16 protein-coding genes and 1 riboswitch are annotated in these 14,562 nt (G+C 71.6%); of the genes, 9 read left to right on the top strand and 7 right to left on the bottom strand.

From position 1 onward, the window contains the following. Positions 1–26: 26 nt before the first annotated feature. Together MZC64_RS36965 and MZC64_RS36960 are read right to left on the bottom strand one after the other, a co-directional pair. Positions 27–875: a helix-turn-helix domain-containing protein gene (locus tag MZC64_RS36965; RefSeq protein ID WP_247764322.1), complete on the bottom strand. Its 849-nt coding sequence runs from the start codon at positions 873–875 to the stop codon at positions 27–29. Between the two features lie 47 nt (positions 876–922). Next, positions 923–1,780, bottom strand: coding sequence for a helix-turn-helix transcriptional regulator (locus MZC64_RS36960; RefSeq protein WP_247764321.1), 858 nt, complete (start codon positions 1,778–1,780; stop codon positions 923–925). A 103-nt stretch (positions 1,781–1,883) separates the two neighbouring features. On the opposite strand from MZC64_RS36960, the gene MZC64_RS36955 reads away from it, so the two are divergent. The 3 genes from MZC64_RS36955 (at position 1,884) to MZC64_RS36945 (ending at position 4,191) form a co-directional block, all read left to right on the top strand. Then, positions 1,884–2,714, top strand: coding sequence for an AraC family transcriptional regulator (locus tag MZC64_RS36955; protein ID WP_247764320.1), 831 nt, complete (start codon positions 1,884–1,886; stop codon positions 2,712–2,714). Between the two features lie 143 nt (positions 2,715–2,857). Continuing rightward, a complete protein-coding gene (locus MZC64_RS36950) occupies positions 2,858–3,814 on the top strand; it encodes a ParB N-terminal domain-containing protein (RefSeq protein WP_247764319.1) in 957 nt (318 codons plus the stop codon). After that, positions 3,814–4,191: a DUF742 domain-containing protein gene (locus MZC64_RS36945; protein ID WP_247764318.1), complete on the top strand. Its 378-nt coding sequence runs from the start codon at positions 3,814–3,816 to the stop codon at positions 4,189–4,191. Before MZC64_RS36950 ends, MZC64_RS36945 begins: the two co-directional genes overlap by 1 nt. Here the strand turns inward: MZC64_RS36945 and MZC64_RS36940 are convergent. The 3 genes from MZC64_RS36940 to MZC64_RS36930 are packed head-to-tail and all read right to left on the bottom strand — an operon-like array spanning position 4,186 to position 7,166. Beyond that, positions 4,186–4,545 carry a hypothetical protein gene (locus MZC64_RS36940; RefSeq protein WP_247764317.1) on the bottom strand — a complete coding sequence of 120 codons (360 nt, stop codon included), beginning with the start codon at positions 4,543–4,545 and terminating at the stop codon, positions 4,186–4,188. The genes MZC64_RS36945 and MZC64_RS36940 overlap by 6 nt on opposite strands. 48 nt (positions 4,546–4,593) lie before the next feature. Then, positions 4,594–5,388 (bottom strand): FHA domain-containing protein, encoded by a 795-nt coding sequence (locus MZC64_RS36935; protein WP_247764316.1) that lies wholly within the window; start codon positions 5,386–5,388, stop codon positions 4,594–4,596. Continuing rightward, on the bottom strand, positions 5,385–7,166 hold the full coding sequence (locus tag MZC64_RS36930) for a serine/threonine-protein kinase (RefSeq protein WP_247764315.1): 1,782 nt from the start codon (positions 7,164–7,166) through the stop codon (positions 5,385–5,387). The genes MZC64_RS36935 and MZC64_RS36930 overlap by 4 nt, the downstream gene beginning before the upstream one ends. A gap of 94 nt (positions 7,167–7,260) precedes the next feature. Here MZC64_RS36930 and MZC64_RS36925 point away from each other — a divergent pair, with 94 nt between their 5' ends. From MZC64_RS36925 to MZC64_RS36910, 4 genes are all read left to right on the top strand, one after another. Then, a complete protein-coding gene (locus MZC64_RS36925; protein ID WP_247764314.1) occupies positions 7,261–8,109 on the top strand; it encodes a YwqG family protein in 849 nt (282 codons plus the stop codon). Between the two features lie 123 nt (positions 8,110–8,232). Further along, positions 8,233–9,201, top strand: coding sequence for a ParB/RepB/Spo0J family partition protein (locus MZC64_RS36920; RefSeq protein WP_247764313.1), 969 nt, complete (start codon positions 8,233–8,235; stop codon positions 9,199–9,201). Further along, positions 9,198–10,241: a hypothetical protein gene (locus MZC64_RS36915; RefSeq protein ID WP_247764312.1), complete on the top strand. Its 1,044-nt coding sequence runs from the start codon at positions 9,198–9,200 to the stop codon at positions 10,239–10,241. The genes MZC64_RS36920 and MZC64_RS36915 overlap by 4 nt, the downstream gene beginning before the upstream one ends. A gap of 110 nt (positions 10,242–10,351) precedes the next feature. Further along, entirely contained in the window at positions 10,352–10,981 is a 630-nt protein-coding gene (locus tag MZC64_RS36910) for a QsdR family transcriptional regulator (RefSeq protein ID WP_247764311.1), read from the top strand. 43 nt (positions 10,982–11,024) lie between these two features. Here MZC64_RS36910 and MZC64_RS36905 read toward each other — a convergent pair whose 3' ends face one another. Then, positions 11,025–12,233: a S1 family peptidase gene (locus MZC64_RS36905; RefSeq protein ID WP_247764310.1), complete on the bottom strand. Its 1,209-nt coding sequence runs from the start codon at positions 12,231–12,233 to the stop codon at positions 11,025–11,027. 225 nt (positions 12,234–12,458) lie between these two features. Further along, on the bottom strand, positions 12,459–13,289 hold the full coding sequence (locus MZC64_RS36900) for an MBL fold metallo-hydrolase (protein WP_247764309.1): 831 nt from the start codon (positions 13,287–13,289) through the stop codon (positions 12,459–12,461). An 11-nt stretch (positions 13,290–13,300) separates the two neighbouring features. Next, a riboswitch (guanidine-III (ykkC-III) riboswitch) is annotated at positions 13,301–13,368 on the bottom strand. Between the two features lie 162 nt (positions 13,369–13,530). On the opposite strand from MZC64_RS36900, the gene MZC64_RS36895 reads away from it, so the two are divergent. Both MZC64_RS36895 and MZC64_RS36890 read left to right on the top strand, forming a co-directional pair. Further along, on the top strand, positions 13,531–13,962 hold the full coding sequence (locus MZC64_RS36895) for a hypothetical protein (RefSeq protein ID WP_247764308.1): 432 nt from the start codon (positions 13,531–13,533) through the stop codon (positions 13,960–13,962). Continuing rightward, the gene (locus MZC64_RS36890; RefSeq protein ID WP_247764307.1) at positions 13,959–14,561 is read left to right on the top strand and encodes a DUF3558 domain-containing protein; all 603 of its coding nucleotides are present in this window, start codon (positions 13,959–13,961) and stop codon (positions 14,559–14,561) included. Before MZC64_RS36895 ends, MZC64_RS36890 begins: the two co-directional genes overlap by 4 nt. Position 14,562 lies beyond the last annotated feature (1 nt).

Raw genomic sequence — 14,562 nt, 5'->3', positions numbered from 1 at the left:
GCGTACGACTTGGGCCAACTCGGCGTTCAGGCGGGGCAGCCGTGTGGCTGGGTGTCGTGTTCGCGCAGGATGCGGGACAGGCGGGCGGCGCTTTCGTCGCGGTGGTCCGGGGTGTAGATGGTCATGGTCAGGTCCGGGCCGTCGAAGCCGCGCAGGGTGGCCACCCGGAAGGAGACCGGGCCGGCCTGCGGATGCGCCACCCGCCAGTGGTGCGCGTGCGCGGCCCCGGGATCCGGTTCGGCCCACCAGGCGGCGAAATCCGGGCTCGCCGCGCGCAGTTCGGTCACCAGCGCGGTGGCCACCGGATCGTGCCCGCGGGCCCGCGCCTCGGCCCGGAACACCCGGACCATGTACCGGGCGATCTCCCGCCAGTCCGGCAGGTACCGCTGAGCGCCCCGGTCCAGCAGCAGCACCCGGAGCAGGTTGCCAGCGGGCTCGGGCAGCGAGTGGAAACCGAACACCGCGCCCGCGGACCGGTTGTAGGACTTCAGGTCCCAGGTGTAGTCGGCGACAAAAGCCGGTGCGGGCAAGGCTTCCAGGAAGGCCAGGGTGGCCGGGGAGAGCAGTTCGGCGCCACGCACCGCGGCCCCGTCCGTGCCCCGGCCCAGCCGCAGCAGGTAGGCCCGTTCGGCGTCGCTGAGCAGCAACGCCTTGGCCAGCGCCAGCAGCGCCCTGGCCGAGGCGGTCACCGGGCGGCCCTGTTCCAGCCAGGCATACCAGACCGCGCTCACCCCGGCCGCGGCCGCGACCTCCTCCCGGCGCAGCCCCGGCGTGCGCCGCCGGCCCGGTCCGCCCGCGGACTGCTCCGGGGTCAGCCGGTCCCGGGCACCGCGCAACAGCCTGCCCAGGTCCTTGCGTATCTGCTCGGATCGCACCGCGGCCTCCCGCCTTCGGCCTGTCGAAGGCGGGAAAGTACTGCGGGCTAACCGGTCCTGTCGACATCCACCGCCGGTTTGCCGCTCAGCGCCCGCTCCAGCCGCGGTCCGCTGACCCCGTCCGGCACCGGGGCGAACAGGTGCAGCATGAGCTGCGGGCTGTCAAAACCGCGCAGCACCACGGTCCGGAAGGCGATCGCCCCCGCCCAGGTGTTGAGCACCCGCACCGCGTCCTCTCGCGCCTGCGGCAGCTCCTCGTTCTCCCACCAGCCGTTCACCTCCGGACTCACCGCGCGCAGCCGGGCCACCAGGTCGCGCACCGCGGGCTCCTCCGCCCGCAGCGAGCTGGCCAGCCGCAGCCGCCACACCATGGCCCGGCTGACCTCCGGCCAGTCCGCGACGTAGCTGCGCGCGGCCGGGCGGGTGAGCATCAGCTCCAGCAGGTTGGTCGAGTCACCCGGCAGCTCGCCGAAGCCGAATAGCGTTGCCGCGGGCCGGTTGTAGGCCTGCAACACCCACACGTCGTCCACCAGGTAGGCCGGGATGGCGAGTGCGTCCAGGAAGGCCAGCGTGCCGGGCGAGGCCAGATCCCGGCCCGCCGACAGCGGCGCCTCCTCGCCCCGGCCGAGCCGGAACAGGTAGGCCCGTTCCAGATCGCTCAGCGCCAGCACGGTGGCGATCGCGTCCAGCACCCTGGCCGAGGCGGTGATCGACCGGCCCTGCTCCAGCCAGGTGTACCAGGTGGTGCTCACTCCGGCCGCCCGCGCGACCTCCTCCCGGCGCAACCCCGGCGTGCGCCGTCGCCGGCCGCCGGGCCGGTCCGCGATGGGCGGCTGGATCCGGCCACGCGCCCGGCGGAGCAGTTCGCCGAGTTCTCGCCTGCGCTGGCCGGACAACGAGGTCATCAGAAGGTCGCTCCATCATCCGTTCGGGTGTGGACGGTCAGCTTGCGGCGCATTTCCGCGGTGGGGTTAGCAATACGAAAGCCGTTTCTTGTACTTTTCTGGCATGGTCGGCACGCAACTCGCTCCTGGCAAGTCCTATGCCGCCGCCGTGGTCGAACTCGGCGGCGCCGGGCGCACCCGGATGAACAGGGAGGACGAGCACGGCCACGACCTGGTGCACGTCTTCGGCGGGATTGGCCAGGTGCGTTCCGGCGACACCATTTCCCGGCTGGAACAGGGCGATGTGCTGTTCCTGCGCGCCGGGGTCCGGCACACCCTGGCCGCGGCCGACGGCCAGGTGTTGTCGCTGGTGCTGGTCTCCTTCCCGGACCCCACCTGGCGGGCCTTCGCCGACCTGGCCGGGCTGGAGGCCGGGCGCTGGGTGCTGGACGGGCCGCCGCCGCAGGTCAACCTGCGTTACGGCGACGGCACCGTGCCCGCCGCGTTCCGCCGGGTACTGGCCGGGCAGGCCGAACTGGCGCGGCCGATGGACCTGGTGCGACTGTGGGTGGAGGCGCTGCCGCCGCTGGAACGCGCGTTGCGCAGCCGGGCCTTCCACCCGGTGCCGGACTGGCTCACCCAGGCGTGCGTGCTGTTCAGCTCGGAGGAGCACCTGCGCGCCGGGGTGCCCGGCCTGCTCGCGCTGGCCTCGGTCAGCGCCGGGCATCTGACCAGGTCGATGCACAAGCACTACCAGTGCACGCCGAGTGAGTTCGTGGACCAGCGGCGGCTGGCCTACGCCGCGATGCTGCTCTCCAGCACCCGGCTGCCGGTGGGCGCGGTGGCCAAGCGGTGCGGGTTCAACAGCCAGTCCTACTTCGCCCGCCGGTTCCGCGAACGGCACGGCTGCAGCGCCACCGAGTTCCGCCAGTCCCCGGTGCAGAGTGGTAGTTAATGTACCGTGATATGGCTGTTGACTTGGCTCCGTGCATACCGAGAACATGTATTCGGTCGCGCAATTCAAGGCGCCCGGCATATCGGAATTCTTGAATCCGGTTGCCGCGAATTCTTCTTTCTCGGTCGGAGTGTGGATGCGGCATGGACAACAGTGCGGTAGCGACCTGGACGCCGGACCTGGTTCCGGTCACCGTCGCGGTTTCCCAGCTGGATCTGGCCGGTTCGCCCCGGGTTTCCGGGGAGAACCCGGAACACGTCAAGGTGCTCGCCGGAATGGCGGGTCTGCCGCCGATCCTGGTGCACCGGCCCTCGATGCGGGTGATCGACGGCGCGCACCGGTTGCGGGCGGCGATGCTCAACGGCGAACGCACCATCGAGGTGCGTTATTTCGACGGTGACGACCGGGCCGCGTTCGTGCTGGGGGTGCGGGCGAATGTGGCGCACGGCCTGCCGTTGAGCCTGGCCGAACGCAAGGCCGCGGCAGTGCGGATCATGGGCCTGTATCCGGACTGGTCGGACCGCGCGGTGGCCACCTCGGCCGGACTGGCCGCCAAGACGGTGGCCAAACTGCGCAAGGTCTGGCAGCCCGGACCCGCCGCGCCCCCGATCCGGGTCGGCCTGGACGGCCGGGCCCGCCCGGTGGACGCCGCCGCGGGCCGGCGCAAGGCCGCCGCGTTGATCGGGGTGCGGCCGGATGCCTCGCTGCGCGAGATCGCCGGACTGGCCGGGGTGTCCCCGCAGACGGTCAGCGATGTGCGGGAGCGGCTGCGCGCCGGCCGGCCTCCGGTGCCGGGGGCCACGCGACCGCGGCGTGGGTACCAGCGCGACGACGGTCCGCACGACCCGGTCGCGGCGTTGCGCGAGATCCGCCGGGACCCGAGCCTGCGCTTCACCGAGAACGGGCGGCAGCTGCTGCGCTGGGTGGAGGCCAACCTGGCCGCCCCGGCGGGCTGGTCCGGGCTGCTGGAGAGCGTGCCCGCGTACTGGGCACCGGTGCTTTCCGCGATGGCCAGGGACTGCTCGGCGGCGTTGCGCCAGTTCGCCGAGGAGCTGGAGCAGCTGGACCGGCCTGCCGCGGTGCCCGCGCGGCGGTCCTGATGACCGCGGTCGAACCGGCGGTGCTGCTCGCCGAGCCCGATCCGGTTCCGCTGATCCGCCCCTACACCCGCACCGGCGGGCGCACCGGTGTGGACTGCGAGCTGCTGCTGGAATCCTTGCTGTGCGCGGACAATTCGGCCCGGCGCAGACGCTGGCTGCTGCCGCCCGAGTACGAGGTGATCATGGAGCTGTGCCGGCTGCCGCGGTCGGTGGCCGAGGTGGCCGCCCGCACCGGGTTGCCGCTGGGGGTGACCAGGGTGCTGCTGGCCGACATGCTCGACCTGGGCCTGCTGCTGAGCTGTCCCAGCCGGGAGTTCGCCGAGACACCCTCGCTGGAGTTCATGGCCAGGGTGCTGCGCGGCCTGCACGCGCTATGACCGGCTCAGCAGGCCGCGGATCTCCGGCGGGGCCGGGAAACTGGCCTGCTCCGCGCCGCCGGTGGCGGTCAGCACGGCGAGCGCGGCGCGCAGCGTGGGCAGGTGCCCGGCGGTGAAGCACCAGCTCACCTCGCGCGGGTCGAACACGTCCCAGCCCGGCTCCGGCAGCATCGTGCGATAGGCCGCCGCGTGCGCCGGATCCTCCAGCAGCACCACCACATCGGCCCGCGCGGGGGAGTGCCGCACCGCGCCCATCCCGTGCCGGGACAGCTGGTAGAACCGCCAGCCCCGGCCGCGCAACAGCTCCAGCAGGACCTGCCGTTCCGCCTCATCCTGATCGCGGTGGACACGCATGATTCCGACGCTAGAAGCGCGAATCGGGACGGGTCCCGCAGTGCGGTGCTACCCCTCGTACAGCCGGTCCAGATCCGGTGGGACCAGGGTGGTGGAGACCATGAGTTCGCGGAAGAGGTTGTCGTTGAGGCTGTTGCCCACCGGCTCGCCCACCTCGTCCCTGGTCAGTCCGGGCACCCCGGCCCTGGACAACCGGCCGCGCACGCCGAGCAGCAGGTGCTCGACCCGCTTGAAGGTCCAGCCCTCGTCCGGGCGCAGCCGGTCCAGGCAGGCGGCGGCCTCGCGGCGGGACAATGGTTGCGCGCCTGCCTCGTGCCGCAGATAGCGCTGACCCAGCGCGGTCAGCGCGAGCCGTTCGGCCGTGGTGAGCCGCCAGGTGCGCGGCGGGGTGGTGGCCTCGTCCCGGCTGGCGCCGCGGCGCTGCCCGTCCCGCCCGGCCACGTACAGCTCCAGGAGGTGTTCCCGGCCGCCGGAACCGCGGATGAACAGCGGGGTGTAGCCCTCGGTCAGCGGCACCGGTTCCTCCTCGGCGAACAGCAGCCGGGACTCGGGCAGCCGGATCGGCCGCCTGCCCGCGTTGCCCACCCACCACTGCTCGTCCCGGTGCACCAGCCAGCCGTGGTGGCGGCTGATGTGCCGGTCGTCCTCGCCGATGCACACGTGCACCTCGGGCCGGTTGCGGCCGAACAGGATGGTGCGGCCTTCCCGCGGCGGCACCGCCAGCCCGCCGGAGGTGACCAGGGCGTACATGGTGCCCGGCGCCGAGGGCGGCACGCCGAAGGCCAGGCTGTCGTGACTGGCGGGCAATCGCTTGTCCGGCAAGGCTTTCCCGGCGCGGGTCATGTCGAGGGCAGACTGGCGAGGGCGGTGTGCGCGAGGTCGGTGGCCTGCGCGCACAGCCGCTGGTGCCCGGTGCGGCCGAGCAGGGCGATGCCGAGGATCTCGCTGGCCTGCTGGCCGTGCTGGTCCGGGTAGGTCCGGTGGCTGATCCGGGCCAGGCAGCTCTCCGGGCCCCAGCCGTCCGGGCGCAGGAAGAACCGCCGGTCGCCGACCTGGTGCGGCACCCCGTCCTCGCCGGGGCTGGGCGGCTGGTCCCGGTCGAAGATGAGCAGCACCGTGACCGGGTCGGTGGTGCTGCGCCAACGGCATTCCCAGCCGCCGAAGCCGCGCATCCCCTTGCCGGGGTCGATGCCGGGCACCCGGCGCAGCGCGTCGGCCGGCAGCAGCGCGCAGGCGTCGAGGCGGGCCAGCGAGGCCGGGTCCGGCGGGGTGCCGCGGCGGGCCAGCGGGGCGCGGTCGAGGATTTCGGCGGTCCTGGTGGCGGCGACGTCGGCGATGGCGCACAGGTCGGCGCGTTCGCCCCGGTCGTGCCTGGCGTTGATGGTGACCGTGGTGGCCTCGGGCAATTGCAGGGCCCGGCGGCACTGGTCGCCGCCGCCCTGCTCGCGCACGATCCGCACCCGGCCGACCTGCTGCACCTGCCCGTCCGCCTTGAGCGCGGGGCGCAGTTCGTACTTGACGTCGACCACGCCGGCGCTGCCGTGGCGCACGATCACATCGCAGCGGTTGAAACTGCCGTAGTCGGTGTCCACCTCGGTCGCGCCGAACCTGGCCAGCGCCACCGCGTCGGTCAGCGCACAGGGATCCGCGCTGTGCTCGTCCCCGATCACCGCGGCGGCCGCGGGCGCGGCGGGTGGCGGCGAGGCGGCCATCAGCACCGGCAGACCGCTGATCAGCACCACCACCCCGGCCACCGCGCCGATCCGCGCGCCCAGTCGGCGCCGAACCGGCAGCGCCGCACCAGGTTCCCGGTCCGCGGCCACCGCGGCCAGCATCCGCCGGGCCTGTCCCGCGTCCGGCCGGTCCGCCGGATCCCGTTGCAGCAGCGCGGACAGTACCGGCTGCAGCGGCCCGGCCCGGTTCGCCGGTGGCACCGCTCCGGCCGCCGCGCGCCGCAACACCGCCAGTGGATTGTCCCCGGCGTTCCCGAACGGCGAACATCCCTGCACCGCCGCGAACAGCGTGGCGCCCAAGGAGAACAGGTCCGCGGCGGCCGTGGCCTGCTCGCCGTTGGCCACCTCCGGCGCCAGGTAGGCCGGGGTGCCCGCGACCAGCGCCGCCTGCGAGAGGGTCGCATCCCCGTTCACCGCACGGGAAATCCCGAAATCGGTCAGCCGCGCCGGGCCGTCCGCGGGCACCAGCACGTTGCCCGGCTTGACATCCCGGTGCACCACGCCGAACGCGTGCACCGTCGCCAGCGCCGCCGCGAGCTGCGCGCCCAGCGCGGCCACCCGGTGCGGCGGCAACGGACCGTCCCGCTCGATCAGCTCGCCGAGATCCGGCCCGGCCACGTATTCCATGACCAGCCAAGGCTGCGCGCCCTCGTCCACGACATCCAGGAACCGCACGATGCCGGGGTGCTTCAGCCCGGCCACGATCCCGGCCTCACCACGCAGTCGCCGCCGCCCGCGCGCACCGTCCACATCGGACACACGAGCCCGCTTCACCGCGACCGGTCCGCCGTGCTGCTCGTCCACGGCCAGCCACACCACGCCCATGCCACCGGAGCCGATCGGCTCGGTCAGCCGGTACCGGCCCGTGATCAGGTCTCCAGCGTCCAACCAGGCCTCCACGTCACCAGTGGTGCGGCCAATCGCCGCAGTGACCGTACTGCAATCGGACCGGGTTGTCAGACCCCCGTGCCAGTCTTTTCCGGTGACCAGCCCACAGGAACTTCGAACCGCGCTCGCCGAGCTGGCCCGCGAACGAGTCGGTGACGACCTCGGCGACCGGCTCGTCGAACTCAGCCGCCCGTCGATCCGGCTGCTGCACGCGGAATCCGGCATCGGCCGCTCCCGGCTCGGCGGCGACCCGGTGCTGCCGCCGGGCACGGACTGGCCCGCGGTGCGCGGCGAACCGCTGAGCCTGGTGGCCGTGCTCGACCTGGCCGAGGTGGCCGAGTTCGCCCAGGTGGACTGGCTGCCGAAAACCGGGCTGCTGAACTTCTTCTACGACCTCGTCGGGGTGTGGGCCTACACCCCGGACGCGGCGGACAGCTTCCACGTCGCCTACCTGCCCGACGGCGGCGTGCCGGTCTCGGCGCCCGTAGGGGCAACGGTTTTCCCGGCTCGGCCGGTGCGCTTCGCCCACCTGCTCACCCTGCCGTCCCAGGACGATGAGGTGCTCGAACTGTCCAAGGCAGAGGCCAGGCGGCTGGGGAAGCTGAGCCAGGAGTGGGCGCGCCGTACGGCCCGGCTGGGCGGCTGGTCTGCGGAGGCCCCGAACCACCAGATCAACGGCTGGCCGGACCTGATCCAGGGCCCGGTCTGGCTGGAGGCGTACTACGACTCCCAGGGCCTGGAGTGGGCGCGGACGCCCGAGGGGCGGGCCGAGCACGAGTGCCTGGCGCGGGCGCAGTGCTGGCGATTGCTGCTCCAGCTGGACTCCGACGACGCGATGGACTGGATGTGGGGCGATGTCGGGACGCTGTACTACAACATTCCCGACCAGTCCGCCCGCGCCGGCGAGTTCGGCCGGACCTGGCTGATCATGCAGTGCAGCTGAGGCCGTTCGACCACGCGCACCGCGCGCTCGAACACCCGCCGTCAAGACGAGACTCATTCATGTCTCTTCTTACGATCCTGATGATTATTGACTCGTAAATGAGACACCGGATATAGACGTCTCATGGAACTGGGGCAGCAGGAGCGGGCACAGCGCTCGGCATCGTGGCCGGAGCTGGGGCTCGTCGATCTACCGGTGCGGCTGGTGGCGGTGTCCGCGCTGCAGGCCGAGTCGATGTCACCGCGGCAGGCCGGCGAGAACATCGAGCACGTCCGCCTGCTGGCCGACAGCACCGCCGAGCTGCCGCCGATCCTGGTGCACCGCAGCTCGATGCGGGTGATCGACGGCATGCACCGGCTGCTCGCCGCGGTGGCACGCGGCCGCGGCGAGGTCGAGGTCTGCTTCTTCGACGGGCCGGAGCGGGACGCCTTCGTGCTCGCGGTCCGGGCCAACATCGCGCACGGCCTGCCGCTGTCCGCGGCCGACCGCAGTGCCGCCGCCGGCCGGATCCTGCGCAGCCACCCGGAATGGTCGGACCGGCTGATCGCCAAGGTCGCCGGGCTGTCCCCGGGCACGGTGGCCGGCATCCGGCAGCGCGACGACCGGGCGGGTGCGCCGCTGGCCCGGATCGGCCGGGACGGCCGGGCCCGGCCGATGAACAGCGCCGACGGCAGGCGCAAGGCCGGGGAGTTGTTCGCCGAGCGGCCGACCGCCTCGCTGCGCGAGGTCGCCAAGGCGGCCGGGGTGGCCGTGTCCACCGCGCAGGACGTGCGCCGCCGGGTGCGCGCGGGCGAGGACCCGGTGCCGGCCGGGTTGCGCGCCCGCACCCGGCCCGCGCCGCCGCCCGCACGGTCCACAGTGGACCGGGAGAACGTGCTGCAGGCCCTGCGCGCGGACCCCTCGCTGCGGTTCAACCAGTCCGGCAAACTGCTGCTGCGCTGGCTGGACGCGGCGCCGGTGCCCGGCCTGACCCTGGACCAGGTGGTGGCCGGCGTCCCGGACTACCGGCGCGGCGATGTGGCCGAACTGGCCATGGCCGCTGCCCGCGCCTGGCAGGAACTGGCGATCCGGTTACGCCGGAACGCCCGGTGACCGAACTGGCCGTGGTCCGCGACCTGCTCCGGCGGCACTGGCCGGCGCACTGGGACCGGACCGCGCCGGAACGGCTGCCGGACTGGGCGGACACCACCCGGCACTGTGTCTGGCGGGTGCCCGGCCACGGCCGCGCCTACCTGCTCACCCTGCGCCGCCACCAGGACGATCCGTGGGCCGAGGCTCGCTACGCGCTGCGCCGCCGGGTGCTGGCCGACTGCCAGCGCCAGGGCCTGCCGGTGCTGCTGCCGATCCCCACCGCCGCGGGCGCGCCTGCCGGCTGGCAGGCCGGGTTCGCCGGTGAGCTGACCCCGATGGCCAAGGGTGTGGTGCCCAACCAGTTCGCCCCGCCGCAGGTGGCCGCGATGACCACGGCCGCCCTGGACCTGCGCGACTGCCTGGACCAGCTGCCCGCCGTGCTGCGCCGCGGCCTGGCCGCGATCACCGCCCCGGCCCCGGCCGGTGACTGGGCCGCGGCCGTGGACCAGGCCCAGCGGCTGCTGCCCGCAGCCCGGCGCCGGGCCGACATCTGGGGCTGGACCGCCACCGCCGTGCTGCGCGGCGTGCTGGCCGCCGTGCCCGCGCTGTGCACCCTGGACCAGCGCGGCCCGGTGTCCGCCGCGGTGGTGCACGGCGCCCCGCACGATGACAACGTGCTGCTCTCCGGCGGCCGCGAACCCCAGGCCCTGGCCGTGCTCGGCTTCGACGAGCTGCACGTGGGCGACCGGCTGCACGACCTGGCGGTCATCGCCGACACCGCGGCCAGGGTCCGGGTCGGCGAGACCGCCCGCAGACAGGCGCTGGCCCGGTTCCTGGACCAGGCGTTCCGGCGCGGCCTGCTGCCCGACGGCGAGGAGCGCTTCCTGATGCCGGTGCTGCTGGCCAGGACCGTGCCCGCCGCGGTCGAGCTGATGGCCAAGCTGCTGCGGGACGGCCGCGGCGCCCCCGAACTGGCCGACCGCTTGGATCGCCTGGACCCGATGTGCAAGGTCAACGTGCACCACCTGCTCACCGGCGCCGAGGTCCGCTCCTGCTGCTGAACACCGGCTGTCCAACTGCGGGCCGGACCCGGTCGAGCAGTTGGCCGGTGTCCCACAATGAGGCAGATTCCCGATGTGTGTCGTGCTGAGATAAAAGATAAGATGTCCACATGTCGGCCAAGCCCAGCAGCAGGCCCGTTGTCCAGGAAACCCCGCTCAGCCGGGCGTTGTCCGGCTGCGGACCCACCGCCAAGGCAACCCCGGTCGACGCGTTCAAGGTGGCCCGGACCTGGTTCCTGGAAGGCCGCCGGGTGGACATGCAGCAGCTCGCCGAGACCCTGGGCGTCAGCCGGGCCACGCTGTACCGCTGGTGCGGCAACCGGGAACAGCTGCTGGGCGAGGTGATCTGGGCGCTCACCGAGGAACAGCTCAACCGGACCAAGAGCAAGGTGGCCGGCAGCGGCCTTGGCTACGTCACCGAGGTGATCGGCACCTGCATCGCCAAGTTCCGCACCTCCAAGAACCTGCGGCGGCTGCTCTCCGACGATCCCGCGTACGCGCTGCGGCTGATGACCTCCAAGCACGGCATCGTGCAGGGCCGCATGATCGACTGGTGCGCGGAACTGTTGTCCGGCCTCAATTTGCGCCCCGACCTGGACCTGCCGGACCTGTCCTATGTGATCGTGCGGATCTGCGAGTCCTTCGTGTGGAGCGACCTGATCACCGGCGCCGAGCCGGAGACGGAGAAGGCCGTGGTGATCATCGAACTGCTGCTGGGCGCGGCGCAGGTCGCGGAGTGACTGACGGGGACCGGCCCGCGCGCCGGTCCCCGTCAGGTTTTCCCTACTGGGTCTGGAGATCCAGCCCGTAGGCGGTCAGGATCTCGCCGATCGGCTGGAAGTAGGCGATGTTCGGCTCACCCACCTTCTCCCCGCACTCGGCCTTGTCCTTCTCGTCGATCCGCCCGTCCCCGTTGGTGTCCTTGGTGCGGTAACCCATGCCACCACTGGTGACGCCCTGCGCGACCGTCCCGGACAGCCACGCGCCGCCACTGTCCCCGCCCTCGGTGCACACGCTGGCCTGGGTCATCTCCTCCACCCGGGTGCCGCCGGCGTAGTTGACCGTGACGTCAAGGGATTCCACCTCGCCGCAGGTCCATCCGGTGGTGCGGCCGGACTTGCAGATCACCCCGCCCACCGCGGTGGCCCCGTGCCCGGTGACCCGGACCGCCCGGCCGTTGTACTGGCTGACCGCGGCCTGCGGCGTCCAGTCCGCGTCCAGCGAGGAGTAGGCGTAGTCGTTGACCGGGAAGCTGTGGTCCCGCACGGTGCCGAGGTAGGTCCCGTTGCGCCGGAACTCCCCGTCGGCGATGCCGTCCGCGCAGTGCCCGGCGGTGATCATGACCGGGTTGTCGTCCCGGTCGGTGGCGTTGAACCCGACCGAGCAGACGTAGCCGCGCCCGCCGACGGTGAACTGGATCTCCTGTCCGCCATAGAGATTGGCCTGCGCGCTCGCCTGTCCCGCGGTCCGCTTGACCCGCGCGCCCTCGATCGCGCCGACCCGCGCGGCCAGCCCGTCCAGCGCCGCCCCGGCCGGAATGGTGGCCACCATCGCGTTGCCCGCGACATCGGTGTGACTGCTGCTGCCCGGCACCCCGGTCAGCAGCCGCCGCACCGCGTCTTTGGCCCCGGCCAGCTTCGCCGCCCCGTTGGCCACCCGCTTCGCCTTGGCCCCGGCCGATTCCGCCGTCCGCGCCGCCGCGTCATCGGTCACCGCCACCACCACGCGCCCGGCCTCCAGGTAGGCCCCGGCGGCCCGCCCACCCAGTTCCGCGGTGAGCTGATTCGCCTTGCGGGACAACGTGTCCTGGTCCGCGATCCGCCGCACCGCCGCGTCCCGGTCCAGTCCACCCGCGACCAGGTGGTCCACGGCCGCGGCCTCCGCCGCGCTCAGCTCCGGACTGGCGACGGCGCTGGGTCCGACCAGCATCGCGGTGGCCGCGACGGTGACCGCGACCCCGGCACGCAGGGTGCGCCAGGTTCGATCCGACATGACTCCTCCTCGACTGCCCAGCGCACTCGCCAAGGGGTGAGCCCTCGTCACCCCGCAGGGGATGGCGTGCCGCTGTGTTGTGCAGTGCGGAGTCTGCGTTTCCTTGCGGCCACAAGGAATGACCCGGTTTTCAGATGGCGTTCAGTTCACGCCACTCTGTTCAAACAAGTTCAGACCACACAGTGGCCCGCACCCGTCCGGCCCAGGTCGGCAGGCTGAGTCAGGTCATGCTGACCGGTGGTAGACAACAAAGCTGGGAAAGGCGTGCACACCCGGCCGGTCCCCGATCTCCCGGATCGCGGACTGGATCTCGCGCAGCTGGGCCACGGTCAGCTCCAGCGGCGGCTCGTCCGGCTGGTAGGTGGTCCGGATCGGATAGTCCACTCCGGACTCCCGGGTCATCTCGATGTGACAGCCCAGCACATGCGAGACCGGCCGCCGCCCGGCGAAGTCCACCAGCCGGTCGATGGTCGCGCCGAAGGCCGCCCAGTCCTGGACGTACAACCGCCCCGGGTAGACGGTGTCCCCGGTGAGCAGGAACCCGGTCCACGGATCGAAGTAGGTCACCGCCGCCTCGTGGTGCCCCGGACTGGCAATGCATTCCAGCACCCGCCCACCCAGATCGAGCGCGGCCATCCCGTGCTCGTCGAACCCGAAGAACGTCCGCACACTCGCCAGTCCCGCGTCCACCACCGTGGTATCGGCCCGCCCGGCGAACTGCCCATCCCCGGCGACATGATCCCCATGCCCGTGCGAATGCAGGACCAGCAACCGGTAACCCACCCGCGGATTCCGCGCCAGCCACTGTTCGATCAGTCCGTCCACGGTCTGTCGCAACGGAAAGAACTCGGCCGATTCGGTGGCCCCGGTGTCCACCAGTACCGCGGTGTGTTCCCCGAACAGCAGGAACAGGAACGGCGCCTCGTAATTGATCGCCATGTTCTGCCGCAGAATCACCGAGTTGTTGTCATACCAGTAGACCTGGAGGTCCGGATCGGTGTTGTGCTTCGCCGACTCCGAACCATGGATCCAGCGCACGTTCAAGGGAAGGGCCACCACGACTCCAGGGTGCGTCGTCTTGGCGGTCCGGGTACGGCGCACATCTCGTCCGGGGAAGGCACGAACGAGCCCCCGAACAGCAACATACACGCTGCACCAACGCTACTCCGTTCGGGCGAACCTCCGATTAGGTGGAGCCAATGGCTTGTTGCCATCGTCCATGGTTACGATGCGAATAAGTTGGCGATAAGCCACGTGCGGCTGGGGGGCCCGTGCTGTTCGAGGGGGAGTACCACCAATGGCTGATCCGGATGAGCACCTGCTCACACCTACTCAGCGCAAGATGCTGGAAGAGCAGAAACGCGCCAATCCGAACCCGGTGCCGGTTGACGTACAGGGGTCGTTGAGCCAGGTAGGCCGCTACCGGATCGATCCAGCGCACGCGGGGAAGGCCCTGGCCAAGCTCCAGGAGGCGCTGGACGAGGTCCGAAGGATCGGCAGGGACGCCCGGCGACTTCAGAAACTCGATCCGCCGTACAACGATCCCTACAGCAAGGCGGCCGTGAAAGCGATCATTCAGCGGGCCAGCGACGAGCAGGGCTGCCACGGCAAGGCCAACAAAGACCTGGAGAACACGCTCCAGACCATGATCGACAACATCAAAGCTATGGTGCGCGAGCACGAGAACACCGAGGGTAAGAACAAGGGCATCGGAGGACACCGCTCGTGACCCGCACAGTCCAGCTCGCCGCGATCATCTCACTGAGCACGCTGGCGCTGGCCGGCTGCGGAGGTGGTGCTCCCGACCCAACCCAGACGACCAGCGCGGCGACCAGCACCAGCAAGCAGAGCCTGGCCCCGCCGATCAATAGCCCGGTCTCCGCCGACGCGTTCAAGACCCGGCCCTGTGACCTGCTCACACCCGCGCAGCGTGAGACGGTAGGGGCGACCCGGGCGCCAGAAACCGAAGACTCTGTACTCGGGCCGGCGTGCACCTGGCACGCCAAGGACGTAACCGAGGATGTCGAGGTCGCAGCGACCTTGTACACCAAGCCCGAGGCCGTCAAGTGGGAGCGGTTCTTCGAGCTGAAGGACCAGAACCCGTTCTTCGAGCCCGCTGGCGAGCTGGCCGGCACTCCGGCTGTGCACACCCACGATGAGAAGAAGGCCGAACGAGGGGGCTGCACCACCCAACTAGGCCTGAACAAGGACCTCATGATGGACGTTTCGGTGAACCTCCCGCCGAGGTCTCCGGACTACAAGACGCCGTGCAAGGTCTCCGATCGGATGGCGACCTTCGTGATCCAAAACCTGCGTGCGGGGGGCTGAC

The sequence above is a fragment of the Crossiella sp. S99.2 genome, assembly GCF_023094165.1.
Lineage (GTDB): Bacteria > Actinomycetota > Actinomycetes > Mycobacteriales > Pseudonocardiaceae > Crossiella.
This window is presented reverse-complemented; position numbering and strand designations above follow the sequence as displayed.